Source organism: Gemmobacter nanjingensis, assembly GCF_014652195.1.
Lineage (GTDB): Bacteria > Pseudomonadota > Alphaproteobacteria > Rhodobacterales > Rhodobacteraceae > Gemmobacter > Gemmobacter caeni.
In genome coordinates this window covers 29,346-47,770 of sequence record NZ_BMYI01000009.1, presented here as the reverse complement: position 1 = coordinate 47,770, position 18,425 = coordinate 29,346, and the positions used below count along the sequence as shown (strand labels likewise).

The 18,425-nt window shown below is 65.8% G+C and carries 11 protein-coding genes; 5 read left to right on the top strand and 6 right to left on the bottom strand.

Features of this window, described 5'->3' with window-relative positions; translation table 11 throughout:
- Positions 1-8 precede the first annotated feature (8 nt).
- Entirely contained in the window at positions 9-773 is a 765-nt protein-coding gene (gene yaaA, locus IE126_RS14765) for a peroxide stress protein YaaA (RefSeq protein ID WP_189381447.1), read from the top strand.
- Between the two features lie 3 nt (positions 774-776).
- Here yaaA and IE126_RS14760 read toward each other — a convergent pair whose 3' ends face one another.
- On the bottom strand, positions 777-3,317 hold the full coding sequence (locus tag IE126_RS14760; protein WP_189381446.1) for a hybrid sensor histidine kinase/response regulator: 2,541 nt from the start codon (positions 3,315-3,317) through the stop codon (positions 777-779).
- Between the two features lie 180 nt (positions 3,318-3,497).
- Between IE126_RS14760 and IE126_RS14755 the strand changes: the two genes are divergently transcribed.
- Positions 3,498-8,936, top strand: a complete 5,439-nt coding sequence (locus tag IE126_RS14755; RefSeq protein WP_189381445.1) for an alpha-2-macroglobulin family protein — start codon at positions 3,498-3,500, stop codon at positions 8,934-8,936.
- Positions 8,933-10,969, top strand: coding sequence for a penicillin-binding protein 1C (pbpC, locus tag IE126_RS14750; protein WP_189381444.1), 2,037 nt, complete (start codon positions 8,933-8,935; stop codon positions 10,967-10,969). Before IE126_RS14755 ends, pbpC begins: the two co-directional genes overlap by 4 nt.
- 3 nt (positions 10,970-10,972) lie before the next feature.
- On the opposite strand, the gene IE126_RS14745 is transcribed toward pbpC, so the two are convergent.
- Complete coding sequence (locus IE126_RS14745; protein WP_189381443.1) at positions 10,973-12,148, bottom strand: acetyl-CoA C-acyltransferase family protein; 1,176 nt, start codon at positions 12,146-12,148, stop codon at positions 10,973-10,975.
- Between the two features lie 117 nt (positions 12,149-12,265).
- On the opposite strand from IE126_RS14745, the gene IE126_RS14740 reads away from it, so the two are divergent.
- A complete protein-coding gene (locus IE126_RS14740; protein ID WP_054302838.1) occupies positions 12,266-13,393 on the top strand; it encodes an MFS transporter in 1,128 nt (375 codons plus the stop codon).
- Between the two features lie 6 nt (positions 13,394-13,399).
- On the opposite strand, the gene IE126_RS14735 is transcribed toward IE126_RS14740, so the two are convergent.
- The 4 genes from IE126_RS14735 to IE126_RS14720 form a co-directional block, all read right to left on the bottom strand.
- A complete protein-coding gene (locus tag IE126_RS14735) occupies positions 13,400-13,567 on the bottom strand; it encodes a hypothetical protein (protein WP_158640712.1) in 168 nt (55 codons plus the stop codon).
- 114 nt (positions 13,568-13,681) lie between these two features.
- The gene (locus IE126_RS14730; protein ID WP_108128656.1) at positions 13,682-14,413 is read right to left on the bottom strand and encodes a metallophosphoesterase; all 732 of its coding nucleotides are present in this window, start codon (positions 14,411-14,413) and stop codon (positions 13,682-13,684) included.
- Between the two features lie 201 nt (positions 14,414-14,614).
- Complete coding sequence (gene serA, locus IE126_RS14725; protein WP_054302840.1) at positions 14,615-16,210, bottom strand: phosphoglycerate dehydrogenase; 1,596 nt, start codon at positions 16,208-16,210, stop codon at positions 14,615-14,617.
- A 94-nt stretch (positions 16,211-16,304) separates the two neighbouring features.
- The gene (locus IE126_RS14720) at positions 16,305-17,462 is read right to left on the bottom strand and encodes a phosphoserine transaminase (RefSeq protein WP_054302841.1); all 1,158 of its coding nucleotides are present in this window, start codon (positions 17,460-17,462) and stop codon (positions 16,305-16,307) included.
- 283 nt (positions 17,463-17,745) lie between these two features.
- Between IE126_RS14720 and IE126_RS14715 the strand changes: the two genes are divergently transcribed.
- A complete protein-coding gene (locus IE126_RS14715; protein WP_054301951.1) occupies positions 17,746-18,315 on the top strand; it encodes a hypothetical protein in 570 nt (189 codons plus the stop codon).
- The last annotated feature ends 110 nt before the right edge of the window (positions 18,316-18,425 follow it).

Sequence of the window (18,425 nt, the reverse complement as noted above, 5' to 3'; positions counted from 1 at the left end):
GATATTTCATGCTGACTGTCATTTCCCCCGCCAAACGTCTCGATCCCGCGCCGCCCGCTCTGCCCGCCGGTCTTGCTGCGACCGATCCGCAGTTTGCGGCTGAAGCAGCCGAGCTTGCCCGGATCGCGCGTGGCCTGACGCCCGCGGATCTGCGCAGGCTGATGGGGATTTCGCCGGCGCTGGCCGAGTTGAATGCGGATCGCTTCGCGGCTTTCGGTGCCCAGGACCGCGCGCCTGCCGCTCTGATCTTTGCAGGCGACACCTATGCCGGGCTGGAGGCTGGCAAGCTTGATGCTGATGCCTGGCGCTGGGCCACGACGCATCTGCGTATCCTGTCGGGGCTTTACGGTCTTCTGCGCCCGACCGACCGGATCGAGCCCTACCGGCTGGAGATGGGTTCGCGGCTTGCCAATCCGCGCGGCGGCTCGCTTTACGACTGGTGGGGCGAGCGGCTGGCGCAGGCGCTGGACGCGACGGCGGAGGAGGCGGGCGCGCGCTTTCTGGTGAACTGCGCCTCGGTTGAATATTTCTCGGCGGTCGATCCTGCCGCGTTGCGCCTGCCCGTGATCACCCCGGTCTTTCTGGAAGACCGAGCGGACGGGGCAAAGGTCATCAGTTTCTGGGCCAAGAAAGCCCGTGGGGCGATGGCGCGGTTCATCATGGAGAACCGCCTCTCCGACCCGGCGGACCTACGCGGCTTTACCGCAGGCGGCTATCGCCATGATGCATCCGCGTCCGAAGGGCCGCGTCTGGTCTTTCGCAGGACGGCCTGACCGTCAGGCTGCCCCGCTTTCGGGCAAATCAGTCCGCGCGGGCAGCGTGTCCTCTGGCGCATACCGGGCCAGAACCTCGCAAATCGCGGTCTTGCGCAGTGGCTTTGTCAGATACCTGTCGATCCCGGCGGCAAGGATGCTTTGCTCGTCCCCTTCCATGGCATGGGCGGTCAGGGCGATGATCGGCACATGCCGCTGGTCCCCTTCCAGTCTGCGGATGGCGCGGGCGGCGTCTCGGCCGTCCATCTCGGGCATCGAGATATCCATGAACACCAGATCGGGCTTAAAGCTCTGGAACAGTTCCACAGCCTCGCGGCCATTGTCAGCGAAGGTCAGTTCTATAGCCAGATCGCGCACCATCTTGCGGAAGACGAGCTGGTTTGTGCGGTTGTCCTCGGCCGCCAGAACCCGCATCAGGCGCCGTCCCGTCGGCGCGGGAGGCGGAGCCGCCGGCAAGGGCGCCAGTGCCTGAAGCCTGCGGTAAAGATCGGCGCGCAGGATGGGGGTTTGCAGGAAGCCCGAGATATGTCCGTCGCGATCCTGTTCCCGCGCCTGAACCGGATTGGCCGAAAGTAGCAAGACGGGCGTCGTCACCCCCGCTGCGCGGGCGTGTTCGACGAAGGCAAGCCCGCCCATCTCCGGCATGTCTTCGTCCACCAGAATGGCGTCGAAATCGCGGTCCTGTTCCAGCAGGGACAGGGCTTCGGCCGCAGAGCGGCACAGGGCGCTTTGCATACCGCAGGTCGCAAGCTGGCGCTCCAGGATGGTTCGGTTGATGAACTGGTCGTCCACAACAAGCGCACGTTTCAGCGAGACGCTGGCGGGATGATCCTCGCCCGATTCCGCGACCGGCAGTGACAGGCGGAAGCCGAAGCATGACCCACGACCGGGCTCGCTGTCGACCCAGACGGCACCGCCCATATGCTCCACCAGACGGCGCGAGATTGCGAGGCCAAGCCCGGTTCCCTCAAACTTGCGGTTGGCGGCGGTTTCCACCTGATTGAACTCGCCGAAGATATGGTCAAGGTTCTCGGCGGCGATGCCGATGCCCGTATCCTCGACCGTGATGTGAAGCTGCTGCGCGCCGGGTACCGCCTCAAGGCCGACGACCCGGATGAGGACATGGCCCTTCTCGGTGAACTTCACCGCGTTGCCGGCAAGATTTGTCAGCACCTGCCGCAACCGGCCCGGATCGCCGACAAAGCGGGTTGGCAGGAACATATCGTAGTCGATCATCAGATCGATGCCCTTGGCCTGCGCGCGCGGCTGCAACAGCATGGCGACCTCGTGGATCACCCGCTCCAGATCGAAGGGTTCGGGATGCAGTGTCAGCCGCTCGGCCTCGATCTTCGAGTAATCCAGAATGTCGTTGATGATGACCAGCAATGCCTCACCGGAGGAGCGGATGGTATCGGCGAACAGACGCTGTTCATCGTTCAGCGGCGTGTCGCACAGCAGTTCGGCCATGCCGACGACGCCATTCATCGGCGTGCGGATTTCGTGGCTCATATTGGCAAGGAAGGCCGATTTGGCGCGCACCGCCGCCTCGGCGGTTTCGCGGGCATGTTCCAGCGCATCCTGCTGTTCGCGCGCGCGGGTGATATCGACCCGCAACCCGACGCGGCCGCCATCCGGGGTTTCCTTGTCGATGACACGCAGCCAGCGCCCGCCCGCGATGGCCTGTTCGAAATCAACACTGGCGGATTCGCGCAGGCTCAGCCGTTCTTCGATCCAGTCGTCTTCACGGCCTATGGCTTCGGGGTACTGGCCGTGCTCCAGGCCATAGCGCAGGATCGCCTCGAAACTGGCACCCGGAACCATGGCGGGGGCGCTTTCGCTGTACAGCGCGCGGTAATGCTGATTGCAGACCATCAGCCTGTCCTCCCTGTCAAACAGAACGAACCCGTCGGGAATTGCCTCTATCGCGGCCCAGATGCGCATTTGTTCGGTGATGTCGACGGCCAGACTGACCATATCGCCGTCGCGCGCCCGACGGTCGACCAGCCGCACCCAGAGCCCGCTGGAGAATTGCAGCACGATTGGCGGGATCGGATCATCCTCCCAGCGGGCAAGCATGTGATCACGCCAGCTTTCGACCGTATGCTCGCCGATGTCGACCAGCCCGGATTCCGCCACGGTATCCAGAATCTCCGCATATTCGGTGCCCGGCGGGATCGCCTCGGATTCGAAGACCGCCAGATAGGCCCGATTTGCGGCGACCAGCCGATTCGAGGAATCAAACACTGCAAAGCCATCGCGGATCGTATTGATCGAATCCCACAACCGTCTTTCGGCCATGACGGCAGCGGTGTGGGCGCGTTCAAGATCGGTCAGGAAGCGCAGATTCTGGCCCTTCAGGGCCTCAGCCTCCGACAGGGCGGATCTGACGACCTGCCGCTGTTCGACGATCTGGTCAGACAGGGCGCGGGCATGCAGGGCCAGCTTTTCATTGGCGGCGTGCAGTTCCCTGCTTTTCTGTTCCAGCAGCCGTTCGGCCGCCAGCCGCCCGCGCCGTTCCTTGGCCAGCCGTTCCGCCAGTTCCATCCGCTACCCATCATCCAGATCGTTCCGGGGATCGTGGCTCCGCCGGTTTCGGGCAGGTTGGCGCAACATCGTAAAGCAAGGCTTAACCGGGACCGGACCGCGAACAGGCGGAAGCGGCGATTGCACCGCGCCTCCGGGCGTGGCAGCATCAGGCCCAAGTGTTTTCCGGGGGATTTTCCGATGCGCCTGTTTCGCTCTGCCTTTGTTGCAGCCGTGTTTGCCGTGGGATTGCCGGGGCTGTCGTCTGCGCAGGAACTGGTTCCGGCCAAGCGATTCGCGCTGACGCAGGATGCCGACCTTCCGGGCGGGGATCTGTCATCGCAGTTCGATACGACTCTGGACGCCTGTGAACGCGCCTGCATGGCGGAATCCCGCTGTACCAATTTTACCTTCAACACGCGGAACGGATCGTGTTTCGTGAAGGCGGCGCCGGGCGAGCCTGGCTTTTATCAGGGGGCGATTTCCGGGCGCCTGATTCTGGCCGATGCCGCGCTGCTGCGTGATGCTCCGGCCCGTCGCGCCGATCTGACGTTCCTGAACGATGGCGATCTTGCCGCCGCGCTGGATCAGGCGCAGGGGCTTGGCAAGCTTCACACTGCGGGGGAGTGGACAGCGGCGGAACACATGGCTGCGGCGCGTCAGAACGAGGCCGAAGGCAAGCCGATGCGGGCCGCGAACTATGTCGGTGCCGCGCTGAACGTCGAGGATGGTTCTGACCTCTGGGTGGAATATGCGCGGCTTCTGCTGGCGGCGGCGGGCCAGAACCAGAATGACGCCGGATCGTTGCGCCAAAGGGCGCTTTCAGCGGCGGTCAATGCCTATCTGAGGGCCGGGCAACCCGCGATCCGCCACAATGCGCTGGTGCAGATGGCGCTGGCGATGGAAACGCAGGGGCGTGGTGGCGATATGGTCAAGGCGCTGCGGCTGGCGCAATCCATCCAGCCGCGGGACGATACGGCAGCGCTGCTGGACAATGCGGCGGGCAAATACGGCTTCCGTATCCTGGAAACGGATATCCAAAGTGACACGGCGCGCCCGCGTGTCTGCGTGAATGTGTCGGAAGATCTGGTGGAGTCGGGGCTGGATTACACCCCCTTCGTGCAACTGCCGGAAACCGGGCTGACGGTGCAGCCGGGCGGCTGGCGGCAGCTGTGCGTCGAGGGCGTCAGCCATGGCAAGCGCTATCAGTTCACCTTCCGCGAAGGGCTGCCCTCGGCCGACGGGCAGGAACTGGCGAAATCGGTGCAGATCAGCGCCTATGTCCGCGACCGCGCGGCGCAGGTGCGCTTCCCCGGCCGGGCTTATGTGTTGCCGAAAACCGATCAGGCGGCGCTGCCGGTGGTGACGGTGAATACCGACAAGCTGGATCTTGCGTTGTATCGCGTATCCGACCGCAACATCCTGCGGGCGGCGCAGAATGGCTATATCGACTGGCCGATTGCCGAATATCAGGAACAGGGTTTCGCAGGTGAAGTGGGCGAGGAGCTGTGGAAGGGTAGCGCCACCGTCGTGCGCGAGGTGAACAAGGATGTCACCACGCGCCTGCCGCTGGCCGAGGCGCTGCATGACCTGCCCGCCGGTATCTATGCGCTGAAGGCGGCGGTGCCGGGGGTGGACCCCTATGCCATCCCGGCGGCCTGGCAATGGTTCGTGGTCTCCGATCTTGGCATGACTTCGCTTTCGGGGACTGACGGGCTGCATGTCATCATTCGCAGCCTCGCCAGTGCCGAGGCACGGGCAGGTGTGACGGTCGAGCTGCTGAGCCGGACCAACAATGTTCTGGGCACTGCGGTGACTGACGCGCAAGGTTATGCCCGGTTTGACGCCGGGCTGGCGCGCGGCACCGGCGGGGCGGCGCCCTCGATGCTGGTGGCGAAAGATGGCGACAAGGATCTGGCCTTCCTGTCGCTGACCGACCCGGAGTTCGACCTGTCCGACCGTGGTGTGGAAGGGCGAGAGGCAGCGGGGCCGGTGGATGTGTTCCTGACCACGGATCGCGGCGCCTATCGTGCGGGCGAAACCGTCTATGCAACCGCGCTGACCCGCGATCCGCGCGCGCAGGCGGTCGAAGGGCTGCCGCTGACCGCGATTTATCGTCGGCCTGACGGCGTGGAATACGCCCGTGCGCAGGCGACGGATGGGGGTAAGGGCGGCCATGTCTTTGCACAACCCATCGCGGGCAGCGCGCCGCGTGGCGTGTGGAAGATGCAGGTCTATGCCGATCTTGAGGCGAAGCCGCTGGCGACGCAGACCTTCCTCGTCGAGGATTTCCTGCCGGAACGCATCGACTATGCGCTGACCCTGCCGGATACCCCGCTCGCCCCCGGCGATGTGGCCGAAATCGGTGTCGAGGCGAAATACCTGTTTGGCGCGCCCGGTGCCGATCTGGCGATCGAGGGCGAGGTGCTGCTGCGCGCGGCCAAAGGTCTGCCTGCCTGGCCCGGCTATGTCTTTGGCCGCCATGATCAGCCGTTCGACGCGCGGATGGAGGCGATCGCCTCCGGCACCCGCACCGATGCGGCCGGCAAGGCGACCGTTGCCGCCGCGCTGCCCGAAGCAGATGATCCGGGCCGCCCGCTGGAGGCGCGCTTTACCCTGCGCATCGCCGAAGGCTCGGGCCGTCCGGTGGAGCGGCGAGTGGAAACCCCGCTGGTGCCGGTATCGCCGATGATCGGGGTGAAGCCGCTGTTCGATGGCACCGTGCCGGAAAACGCTGAGGCGCGTTTCGCGCTGATCGGCGTCGGCACCGATCTGGCCGCCACGCCGATGAAAGCGGCCTGGGAGCTGACGCGGGTCGAGACCAATTACCAATGGTATAGCTACTCGGGCAACTGGAACTGGGAGCCGGTGACGACACGGACCCGCATTGCCAGTGGCGAGGTCGATCTGGGAGCGGCGCCGGTCGAGGTTTCGGCCCCGGTACAATGGGGCGAATATGAGCTTTCGGTCAGCCGCATCGACGGTACACCTGCCGAAACCTCGACCAGCTTCTATGCGGGCTGGTATGCCCCCGCCGATGCCACGGCCACGCCCGACACGCTGGAATTGTCACTGGATAAACCCGCCTATCGGCCCGGCGAGACGGCAAAACTGCGCATGGTGCCGCGCGCGGCGGGCAAGGCGCTGGTCATGGTGATGTCTGACCGTCTGATCGCCATGCAGGCGGTGAATGTGACCGAAGGCGAGAACCTGATTGATCTGCCCGTGACCGATGAATGGGGGGCGGGGGTTTATGTCACGGCCTCGGTTCTGCGGCCGATGGATGTGGCGGCTGGCCGCAATCCGGCGCGGGCGCTGGGTCTGGCCCATGCCAGCATCGACCCCGGCGCCGCGAAGCTTGACGTTGCCGTGCAGGCCCCGGCCGAGGCTGCGCCGCGCGGTCCGCTGGACATCGCGGTGAAGGTGGCGGGTTTGGCCGAGGGCGATACCGCCTATGTCACCGTTGCGGCGGTGGATGTGGGTATCCTCAACCTCACCGGCTTCACCGCGCCTGATCCGGCGGGTTATTACTTTGGCCAGCAGAAGCTGGGCATCGGCATCCGCGACGTCTATGGCCGTCTGATCGACGGGCTGAACGGAGCCGAAGGCCAGGTGCGTTCCGGCGGCGATGCGGGCGCGCAGGCAAGGCTGCAAGCCCCACCCCCCACTGAAGAACTGGTGGCCTATTTCACCGGCCCGGTCGAGGTGGGGGCCGATGGTCTGGCGCGCGTCAGCTTCAATCTGCCTTCGTTCAACGGCACCGTGAAGGTGATGGCTGTCGCCTGGAGCGGTAAGGGCGTCGGCCAGTCCAGCGCCGATGTGCTGGTGCGTGACCCGGTGGTGGTGACCGCCTCGCTGCCGCGCTTCATGGCCCCCGGCGATGAAAGCCGCCTGCTGCTGGAAATCGTTCATGCCACCGGCCCGGCCGGTCGGATGAAACTGGCCGTCGCGGGAGAGGGTGTTACCCTTGGCAACGTGCCTGCCGAAATCGACCTTGGCGAGAAGCAGAAGACCAGCCTCCGTATTCCGGTGACTGCGGGCGCGGCGGGGATCGACAAGATCACCGTCACGCTGACCACGCCGGAAGGTAAGGACCTGGTGAAAACCCTGACCCTGCCCGTGCAATCGGGCGAGCCCGAGATCGCGCGCGTCAGCCACTTTGATCTGGACAAGGGGCAGGCGTTTACCTTCGATTCCGCTGCCTTCGACGGGATGATGCCCGGCACCGCCAAGGCCACGCTGGCCGTCGGTCCCATCGCGCGACTGAATGCGCCGGGGCTTCTGGAGGCGCTGGATCGTTACCCCTATGGCTGCACCGAACAGATGACCTCGCGCGCGTTGCCGCTTGTCTACTTTGATCAGGTGGCGCAGGCGATGCAGCTGAAAGGGGCCGGGAATATCAACCTCCGCATCGACCAGGCGATTACCGAAATCCTGCAGAACCAGAATGCAGAAGGTGCCTTTGGCCTGTGGTCGGCGCCGGAATATTCGGGCGGCGACCTGTGGCTGGATGCCTATGTGACCGATTTCCTCAGCCGGGCCCGTGCGCAAGGGCATGAGGTGCCGGCGCTGGCCTTCCGCAATGCGCTGGATAATCTGCGCAATCAGGTGAACTACCAGTCCGACTTCGACGAGGGCGGCGAGGCGCTGGCCTATGCGCTGCTGGTTCTGGCGCGCGAAGGGGCGGCGGCGATTGGCGATCTGCGCTATTACGCCGATGTGAAGGGCGATGCCTTCGCCACGCCGCTGGCACAGGCGCAACTTGGCGCGGCGCTCGCCTCTTACGGCGATCCGGCGCGGGCCGATGCGATGTTCCGCAAGGCGATGGCGCGGCTGGATGCAGCGAAGCCCGACACGGCGCAGATCCTGCGGGCGGATTACGGCACCACCCGGCGCGACGCGGCGGCGGTGCTCACGCTGGCGGTGGAATCCGGCTCGCAGGCGGTGAACCGCGACGAGTTGGTCAGTCGCATCGCCACCACCGGCGCGCTTTCGACGCAGGAAAGTGTGTGGACGCTGCTGGCCTCCAACGCGCTGATTGACGGGGCAGGGGCGGATGTCACGATGAACGGGGCGCCCGTCGACGGGCCGCTGGTGCGCGTGTTGTCCGATGGCGATGCGCCGGTGAAGGTACAGAACAACGGCGCGAAGACCTTCCTGACGGTCACCACCTACGGCGTGCCTGCCGAACCGCTGTCGGCGGCTGGCAACGGCTATTCCATCAGCCGCAGCTATTACACGCTGGATGGTCAGGCGGCGACGCTGGACGGGCTGAAGGTCGGCGACCGTCTGGTCACCGTGCTGGAGGTGACCCCCTTCGGGCGCGGTGAGGCGCGGCTGATGGTGAACGATCCGCTGCCCGCCGGTTTCGAGATCGACAACCCCAACCTGATCGGCGGCGGCAATGTCGATGCACTGGACTGGCTGGGTCTGGAAACCGATGCCGCGCATAGCGAGTTCCGGCAGGATCGTTTCCTGACGGCGGTGGACCGTTACGATAACGGCAGCTTCCGGCTGGCCTATATCGTGCGCGCGGTTTCGCCCGGCAGCTTCACCCATCCCGCCGCCTCGGTCGAGGACATGTATCGCCCGAGCTTCCGCGCCCAAAGCGGCACCGGCCGGGTGACGATTGCCGAGTGATGCGCGCGCGCTGGCCCATTGTCCTGGTCGCTGCCCTGTGGGTGGCGGCCTTTGGCCTTGACCGGGCGCGGGACTGGGTGGCGGCGACCGATCTGCCGCCGCTGACCCTGCCAAGCTCGGTCGAGGTGGTGGACCGCAACGACATCCTGCTGCGTGCCTATACCGTGGCAGATGGCCGCTGGCGCATGACTGTGACGCCGGATGAGGTGGACCCGAGTTACCTCGCCATGCTGGTGGCCTATGAGGACAAGCGGTTCTGGCAGCATGATGGCGTCGACTGGCGTTCAATGGCGCGGGCGGTTGCGCAGGCGGTCCGGTCGGGGCGCGTGGTTTCGGGTGGGTCGACCCTGACCATGCAGGTTGCGCGGTTGCTGGAAGACAGTGGCACCGGCAAGGTGTCGGGCAAGCTGCGGCAGATGCGGGTGGCGCTGGCGCTGGAACAGCGGCTGACCAAGTCGCAGATCCTGCAACTCTACCTCAACCTCGCGCCGTTTGGCGGCAATCTTGAAGGGCTGCGCGCGGCCTCGCTGACCTACTTCGGCAAAGAACCGCGCCGCCTGACGCCAGCGGAAGCCGCGCTGCTGGTCGCCATTCCTCAGGCTCCGGAAAGCCGTCGTCCCGACCGCCACCCCGGTCGCGCGGCAGAGGCACGGGGCCGCGTGCTGGAGCGCGCTTTGCGCGATGGTGTGATCAGCGCCGAGCAGGCGCGCCAGACGCAGGGCGAAAGGGTGCCCGATGGGCGCCAGCCGGTACCGATGCTCGCCCCGCATCTGGCCGACCGGGTGGTGGCCGAAAACCCCGGCGTGCCGCGCCTGAAGCTGACCATCGAGGCGGGATTGCAGAAGTCGCTGGAGGCGCTGGCGCGCGAGGCGGTGCAGGCGCGTGGCGAGCAGTTGCAGATCGCCATTCTGGCTGCCGATCACCGCTCGGGCGAGATTCTCGCCTCGGTCGGATCGGCGGGGTTTCTGGCTGACCGGCGGCAGGGCTTCGTGGATATGACGCAGGCGCTCCGCTCGCCCGGCAGCACGCTGAAACCCCTTGTCTATGGCCTCGCCTTCGACGAGGGGCTGGCTCATCCCGAAACCATGATCGACGACAAGCCGGTCAACTTCGGCACCTATGCGCCGCGGAACTTCGACAAGATCTTCCGCGGCACTGTGCGGGTGCGCGAGGCGTTGCAGATGTCGCTGAACATCCCCGTCGTCCTGCTGACCGATGCGCTGGGTCCGGCCAAGGTCATTGCCGGGATGCGCCGTGCGGGCATGGCGCCGGTGCTGAAGGGGGACGAGCCGGGGCTGGCGATCAGCCTTGGCGGAGTGGGGGTGACGCTGCACGATATGGTGCAGCTTTACGCCGCCATCGCGCGCGGCGGCGTGGCGCTTCCCCTGCGGGTCATGGGGGATGGTGCGCCGGGGCAAAGGGTGATGTCGGCGGTCGCGGCGTGGCAGGTGGCCGATGTGCTGGCCGGTTTGCCGCCGCCGCCTGGCGCGCCCTCGAACCGGCTGGCCTACAAGACCGGCACCTCCTACGGCCACCGCGATGCCTGGGCCATCGGCTTTGACGGACGCTATGTGGTGGGCGTCTGGATGGGGCGGGCGGATGGCACGCCGGTGCCGGGGGCCTTCGGCGCCGATACCGCCGCGCCGGTGCTGTTTCAGGCGATCGGTCGGATCAGCCGCAGCCTGACGCCGCTGCCACCGGCCCCCCCGGCGACGCTGCTGGTGTCAAATGCCGAACTGCCGCAACCCCTTCGCCGTTTCCGGTCCCGCACCGCCGCGTTCGAACTGACCGCCGACGCGCCGGTCGTCACCTTCCCGCCGGAAGGCGCGGAGGTAGAGCGGCTGGACGGGCAATTGCTGGTGAAGCTGCGCGGCGGGCGCTTGCCGCTGACGGTGATGGCGGATGGTGTGCCACTGCGGACAGACCTGCGCAGCCGCGAGGCGCTGCTGGCGATGCCCGGCGCGGGCTTTGTCACGCTGAGCGTGATTGACGCGGAAGGGCGATCCTCCCGCGTCCGGGTGCTGCTGAAATAGCGGTCAGATCCGCTCCAGCGCCAGCGCGATGCCCTGACCGCCGCCGATGCACATGGTGACGATGGCGCGCTTGCCGCCGATCCGCTCCAGCTCGTACATCGCTTTCACGGTAATCAGCGCGCCAGTTGCGCCCACCGGATGCCCCAGTGCGATGGCGCCGCCATTCGGGTTCACCTTCGCCGGATCAAGCCCCAGTTCCTTCGTCACCGCCAGGGCCTGGGCTGCGAAAGCTTCGTTCGATTCGATCACGTCGAAATCAGCCAGCGTCAGGCCCGTACGCTCCATCAGTTGCCGCACGGCGGGGATGGGGCCAAGGCCCATCACCTCGGGCCGCACACCGGCGACGGAATAGCCAAGGATGCGGGCGCGGGGCGTCAGTCCGGCTTTCTCTGCCGCGTCGGCCCGCGCCAGCACCAGCGCCGCGGCCCCGTCATTGATGCCGGAGGCATTGCCCGCTGTGACGCTGCCGCCTTTCTGGAATACGGCTTTCAGCCCGGCCAGCGCCTCGGCGGTGGTGGCCTTGGGATGTTCATCGGTGTCAAAGATCACGGTGCCCTTGCGGCCCTGAATCTCGATGGGCGCAATCTGGTCCCTGAACCGGCCTTCCGCGATGGCGCGGGCGGCGCGGGCCTGGCTTTCCAGAGCGAAGGCATCCTGATCCTCGCGCGAGATGCCGCATTCCGCCGCCACATTCTCGGCGGTCACGCCCATATGCCCGGTGCCGAAGGGGCAGGTCAGCGCGCCGGTCATCATATCCAGTGCGCGGGCGTCGCCCATCTTCTGCCCCCAGCGGGCGGCAGGCAGCGCATAGGGCGCGCGGCTCATGCATTCCGCGCCACCCGCCAGCGCGAAATCGGCATCCCCCAGCATCAGCATCTGCGCCGCAGAAACCACCGCCTGCGCGCCGGAGCCGCACAGCCGGTTCACGTTCATCGCGGGTGCGGTTTCGGGCACCCCGGCCTGCACCGCCGCAACCCGCGACAGATACATGTCACGCGGTTCGGTATTGATCACATGGCCGAAGACCGTCGTGCCGATCTGGCCCGGCGCCACCCCCGCCCGCGTCAGCGCGGCTTTCGCGACATGGGTGGCAAGGTCGATGGGGGCAAAGCCTGAGAGACTGCCGCCAAAAGCGCCGATTGCAGTCCGGGCACCAGAGAGGATAACGATGTCGGTCATGAGGAAGCCTTTCACTCGGGTCGGTGCGAGACTGGCGGCAGGGCGCGATGGGCGCGAGTCTGACGTTGCGTCATCAGCGGGCGAAAGGCAAAGGCGGCAACGCCGCAGGAGACGGATATGGAAATGACAGCGCGGGACCGGCACGTCCTGCTGGCGGCGGGAATGGCGGTCTTTGTGCTGATGGGTGCGGTGCAGGCGGTCTATGGTCCGGCCCTGCCGGTGATCGCACGGGAAACCGGGCGCGGGCTGGCCTCGGTTTCGGTGCTGTTCACTGCGCATTGGATCGGCGCTGCCGCGGGGGTGGCGGCGATGTTCGCGCTGGGCGCGCGGATGACGCCGCGTGTTGTGGTGATCGTGCTGGCAGCGGGCTCGGCCCTGCTGGGCGCCGGGATGGGATGGGGCGTGATGCTGGCGGGGGCGGTGCTGGCCGGGATGGGGCAGGGCTGCGCCGCCGTGCTGTTCAACCCGCGCCTGCTGGCCGCCTACGGGCCGCGCGGCCCGGCAATGCTGACACTGATCAATGCGGTTTTCGGGGCAGGGGCCATCCTTGCGCCACTGGCCTTTGTCGCGCTCGCCGGGACCTTCCGGCCGCTGTTTCTGGTGCTGGCTGCCGGTTTCGTCGTGACGCTTGTGCTTGCCCGCGACATCGGGCGTCCGCTGGCCGATACGGCCCATGGTCGCCTGCGGGCCGACTGGATCATACTGGGCTTCGGTGCCTTCGGGGTGGGGTTCGAGGCCACCCTGATCGGCCTTGGCCCCGCCGCTCTGGTGCGCAGCGGCATGTCCGAGGTGGGCGCTGCTGAAATGCTCAGCCTGTTCTTCGTGGCGTTTCTGGCGGCGCGTATCCTTCTGGTCTTTGTCGCACACCTCGTGGCGCCCTTCACGCTGTTTACACTGTCTGTCGCAGGGCTGGCGCTGTCTCTGGGCGGGGCCATGGTCATCTCGCCGGGCTGGATGTTCGTGGCTTCTGGCGCCTTTGCCGCGACGATCTTCCCCGGTTACTTCGTCGCAGCGGTGCAGCGCATGGGCCATGATCCCCGTGTTTCGCCGCTGATCGTCGCTGGTGGTCTGGTTGGGGGCATCGGGATGCCCTTCGCACTTGCCCATATGGTCGAGTCAATGGGGCCGCGCGGCCTGTTCCTTCTGCTGGCAATGTTGTCCGCCATGGTGGTGCTGGCGGCGCTGGCCTTCGGCCTGCGCGGTCGGCCCGTGGCTGGGGGCAGGGGGCCAGAACCGGCCCCCTGAGCCGGGTCAGAGAAACCGCCGCGGCGCCAGCGTCGTGTCGCGCAGGGCGTGCCCGCCCGAGAGCAGGCGCCACAGATGCACCATGGTCACCATGTCATCGCCCCTGGGTTGGGCGTTGCGCGAATGATCTCTCAGTTTCAGAACGCGCATTCCGTCGATCATTTCCACCGTCATTTCCGACACTCCCTTGCTGGACCTGCCCCCGCAGTCCAGCCTGTGCCGGGTCGATTAACGCCAGCTTACCGCCGGGTGACGGGATTGTGGCGTTTTGTTCGGGTTGCGCGCGGCTCAGGGTTGCAATGGCACGCGTCCGGAGGGTGTCAGGTGAAATACCTCGCGCCCCTCGAAGGCGACGGCGGTCAGCGGCCCGCCATAGGCGGCACCGCTGTCGAGGTTCAGCCGGTTGCCGTAATGCGTCGGTGCATCCAGCGCGGTATGGCCATGCACGATCAGCGCGCCATGGTCGCGGTCGTCCGAGAGGAAGGGTTCGCGAATCCAGACCAGATCGGTTTCCGTCTGATCCTCGAACGCGACACCGGGGCGGATGCCGGCATGGACGAAGACCAGATCGCCTGCCCGGTGCATCGTGGGGCGGGAGGCCAGCCAGTCCCGGTGTGCCTGCGGCACAGCCGCCAGCGCATCGGCATGGACCGGCGCGACCGGCCGGTCGCCGGGGGCATGGATGCCATAAGAGGCGAGCGTGGTTGCCCCGCCAAGGCGCGGGTGCAGCCAGGTGTAATCGGGCCGGAGCCCCGGGTCCTGTGCCGCAGGGTCATCCAGGAACAGGCTGAACATGCGGTCATGATTGCCCTTCAGCACCACCCAGTCTTCGCCGCGTGCCTGCCCCTGCATCAGATGCTCAATGACGCCGCGGCTGTCGGGGCCGCGATCCACCAGATCACCCAGATGGATGACCGGCGCAGGGCCGCCATGGCGGGCCATATCCTCTGCGATGAAGGTATGTGCGGCAAGCAGCAGGTTCAGATGACCGTGGATGTCACCGATGGCATAGGCGCGCATGGGGTATCCCTTCGCGGAATGGAAAGCGCCGGGGGCTTCACGCCCCCGGACCCCCGTGGAGTATTTGGACAAGGGGCAAAGGGCAAGGGTGCCACAGGCGCTGAGGCCGGGTTGCGGCGCGGGTGAGCGGATTTCACGGGCGGAACGGCTGTCGCGCCGCTTTGAAAGGAAAAGGGCCGGGGGATGCCCGGCCCTTTCGTATCATGCAACGTGGAATTGAAGGGGTTTGACCTGCTGGAACATGCCGGTCGCCTCCAGCGTGTCGACCACTTTCGGGTCGATGGCCTGATCGAGATACAGGAGCGCGATGGCGTCCTGCCCCACGCCGGAGCGGCCAAGGGTAAAGTTGGCGATGTTCACGCCGTTCTTGCCCATGGTCATGCCCAGAAGGCCGATGATGCCCGGCACGTCCTCGTTGGTGGTGTAGAGCATATGGGCGCCGACCTCGGCGTCGATATTGATGCCCTTGATCTGAATGAAGCGCGGCTTGCCATCGGCGAAGCAGGTGCCCGCGACCGAGCGTTCGCGCTTGTCCGTTACCATGGTGACCTTGATATAGGCATCAAAGGCGCCGGTCTTGTCCTGTTTGGTCGTCGAAACCTGAATGCCCTTGTCCTTGGCCACGATGGGGGCGGAGACGAGGTTCACATCCGGGTTATGCGCCTTCAGGACGCCGGCGATGACCGACTGGTTCAGCGCGGCGAGGTTCATGTCCGCCACGCGGCCATCGTAGAGGATATTGATGGCCTTGATCGGCTCGTCCGTCATCTGGCCGATGAAGGCGCCCAGATGGTCAGCCAGTTTGATCCAGGGGCCCATGACGGCGGCCTGTTCGGCGGTGACGTTCGGCATGTTCAGCGCGTTTTGCACCGCGCCGGTCAGCAGGTAGTCCGACATCTGTTCGGCCACTTGCAGCGCGACGTTTTCCTGCGCTTCGGTGGTCGAGGCGCCGAGGTGCGGGGTGCAGACGACATTGGGGTGGCCGAAGAGCACGTTTTCGGTCGCCGGTTCGACTTCGAACACATCCAGCGCCGCCCCTGCCACATGGCCGCTGTCCAGCGCGTCTTTCAGTGCCGCCTCATCCACCAGACCGCCGCGGGCGCAGTTGATGATGCGCACACCCTTCCTGGTCTTGGCGAGGTTCTCGCGCGACAGGATGTTGCGGGTCTTGTCGGTCAGCGGAACGTGCAGCGTGATGAAATCAGCCTTGGCCAGCAGCTCTTCCAGCTCGACCTTGTGTACACCCAGCGTTTTCGCGCGCTCTTCCGAGAGGAAGGGATCATAGGCGATGACCTTCATCTTCAGCCCAACCGCACGGTCGCAGACGATGCCGCCGATATTGCCCGCGCCGATCACCCCGAGCGTCTTGTTGAACAGCTCGACCCCCATGAATTTCGACTTTTCCCATTTCCCGGCATGGGTGGAGGCATTGGCCTCGGGGATTTGCCGGGCGACGGCGAACATCATGGCGATGGCATGTTCGGCTGTGGTGATCGAGTTGCCGAAGGGCGTGTTCATCACGATCACGCCTTTCTTCGAAGCTGCCGGGATGTCGACGTTGTCGACACCGATACCGGCGCGGCCCACGACCTTCAGGTTGGTGGCGCTTTCCAGCAGCTTTTCGGTGACCTTGGTGGCCGAGCGGATGGCTAGACCGTCATACTGGTTGATGAGTTCAGCCAGCTTTTCCTTGTCCTTGCCGAGCTTCGGCATGTAGTCGACCTCGACGCCACGGTCGCGGAAGATCTGGACGGCGGTTTCAGAGAGTTCGTCGGAGACGAGAACGCGGGGAGCCATTGCGGTATCCTTTGCGAATGTATGTTCACATTGATGCGCAGGGCGCATCCGGGGGATTGTGGGGAGGGGGCGCATCGGGGCGCCCCCGAAAGGATCAGGCAGCTTCGGTCAGCGCCGCTATTTCCGCCGCAAAGGCGAATTCAACCCAAGGCATCAGTGCCGCCACATCGGTGGTTTCCACCGTCGCGCCGCACCAGATGCGCAGGCCCGGAGGTGCGTCCCGATAGGCACCCGCATCCAGTGCCACGCCCTCTTTCTCCAGCCGCTTCGCGACGGCCTTGGCGAAGGCAGCACCGTCCTTGATGCGGGCATCGGTGAACTTCAGGCAGACCGAGGTACAGGAGGCCGTGGCCGGATCGACCGCCAGATTGGCGATCCAGTCCTTGTCGGCGATGAAATCGGCGATGGCCCTGGCGTTACCTTCGCTGCGCGCGATCAGCCCCTTCAGCCCGCCGATGGACTTCGCCCATTTCAGCGCGACCAGATAATCCTCGACGCAGAGCATCGACGGGGTGTTGATCGTTTCGCCTGTGAAGATGCCTTCGATCAGCTTGCCGCCCTTGGTCATGCGGAAGATCTTGGGCATGGGCCAGGCCGGGGTGTAGCTTTCCAGCCGTTCCACCGCGCGCGGGCTGAGGATCAGCACGCCATGGCCGCCCTCGCCGCCCAGCACTTTCTGCCAGGAGAAAGTGGTGACATCGAGCTTGTCCCAGGGCAGGTCCATCGCGAAGGCGGCCGAGGTCGCGTCACAGATGGTCAGGCCCGCGCGGTTTGCCGGGATCGGATCGCCATTCGGCAGGCGCACGCCCGAGGTGGTGCCGTTCCAGGTGAACACGACATCCCGGTCGAAATCGACGGTGGTGAAATCGACGATCTCGCCATAGCCGGCCTTCTGCACCTTGGCATCCAGCTTCAGTTGCTTGACGACATCGGTGACCCAGCCTTCGCCGAAGGATTCCCAGGCCAGCATTTCAACCGGCCGCGCGCCCAGAAGGCTCCACAGCGCCATTTCCACGGCGCCGGTGTCAGAGGCGGGCACGATGCCGATGCGGTAATCGGCGGGCACGCCCAGAATTTCACGGGTGAGGTCGATGGCCTCTTTCAGCTTCGCCTTACCCACGGCGGCACGGTGCGAGCGGCCCAGCGGCGCATCAGCAAGCATGTCGAGGGTGAAGCCGGGAAGCTTGGCGCAGGGGCCAGACGAAAAACGCGGATTGGCCGGGCGCGCAGCCGGGGCGATCAGATCAGCCATGGTATCCTTCCAGATATAAGCCTCTCGTTGGGGAGAGGTGTCCCGCCGCCGGAATTACGGAAGCCCTGAGATTCTTGCAAGCGGAAATGTCGTTTCCGATAGGAAACCCGTCGTAACCGGGCCGGTTGCGAACCGGTTGTCCGGTGGAACGGGTGGCGGGGCGGCGGAAGGAAATGCCACCCGAATGTCGGTTTCTGCTGGACCAGGGCGACTTCCTCGCGTCAGGTGTGCACTGGCCCCGGTTTTTCTGCGGGGCTGACGGATTTCAGAACACGAGGAAGATATGCTGAAGAAAGCCATTTTTGCCGCCTGTGCCGGATTTGTGCTGGCCACGCCTGCTTTTGCCGACGAGGTAACCGACGCGCTTGACGCTGCGAAAGCGGCTTATGAAGCGGGTGACCTGAACGGGACCGCGGCGCAGGTGATTGCTGCCGGGAAGGCGGTGCAGGCCCTGCAATCGAAGCGACTGCAAGCCCTGCTGCCCGAGGCGCCTTCGGGCTGGACGCGTGAGGTCGATGCCGAAGCTGCCAATGGCATGGCGATGATGGGCATGGCCGGAACGCTGATTTCCGCGCGCTACTCCGATGCTGATGGCAACGGATTCACCCTGACGCTGACGGCGGACAGCCCGCTGGTGGCCTCGATGGCGGGGATGCTGGGCAACGCGCAGATGATGCAGATGATGGGTAAGGTCACCAAGGTTGGCGGGCAGGATATGCTGGAACAGGGAACCGACCTGTCGGCGCTGGTCGGCAACCGGGTGCTGGTGCAGGCGCAGGGGATGGAGCCAGCGGCGATGATTCCGGTGCTGGAACAGCTTGATTTCGCAAAGCTGGCGATGTTTGACCGCTGAAGCCCGGCGCGGCAACCAGAGGGCGGTACCGCGCGGTGCTGCCCTCGCGTCAGGGGCGTGACCAACCGGCTTTCCGCCCTGTTCGCCCGCATTGTCACCAAGTCGTCACC

Excerpts from the sequence above, each read along its gene's own strand:
- IE126_RS14715 (WP_054301951.1), top strand. The coding sequence starts at position 17,746 with ATGCTGAAGAAAGCCATTTTTGCCGCCTGTGCCGGATTTGTGCTGGCC.
- IE126_RS14745 (WP_189381443.1), bottom strand. The coding sequence starts at position 12,148 with ATGACCGACATCGTTATCCTCTCTGGTGCCCGGACTGCAATCGGCGCT.
- IE126_RS14735 (WP_158640712.1), bottom strand. The coding sequence starts at position 13,567 with ATGACGGTGGAAATGATCGACGGAATGCGCGTTCTGAAACTGAGAGAT.
- IE126_RS14755 (WP_189381445.1), top strand. The coding sequence starts at position 3,498 with ATGCGCCTGTTTCGCTCTGCCTTTGTTGCAGCCGTGTTTGCCGTGGGA.
- IE126_RS14740 (WP_054302838.1), top strand. The coding sequence starts at position 12,266 with ATGGAAATGACAGCGCGGGACCGGCACGTCCTGCTGGCGGCGGGAATG.
- yaaA (WP_189381447.1), top strand. The coding sequence starts at position 9 with ATGCTGACTGTCATTTCCCCCGCCAAACGTCTCGATCCCGCGCCGCCC.
- serA (WP_054302840.1), bottom strand. The coding sequence starts at position 16,210 with ATGGCTCCCCGCGTTCTCGTCTCCGACGAACTCTCTGAAACCGCCGTC.
- IE126_RS14760 (WP_189381446.1), bottom strand. The coding sequence starts at position 3,317 with ATGGAACTGGCGGAACGGCTGGCCAAGGAACGGCGCGGGCGGCTGGCG.
- IE126_RS14720 (WP_054302841.1), bottom strand. The coding sequence starts at position 17,462 with ATGGCTGATCTGATCGCCCCGGCTGCGCGCCCGGCCAATCCGCGTTTT.
- IE126_RS14730 (WP_108128656.1), bottom strand. The coding sequence starts at position 14,413 with ATGCGCGCCTATGCCATCGGTGACATCCACGGTCATCTGAACCTGCTG.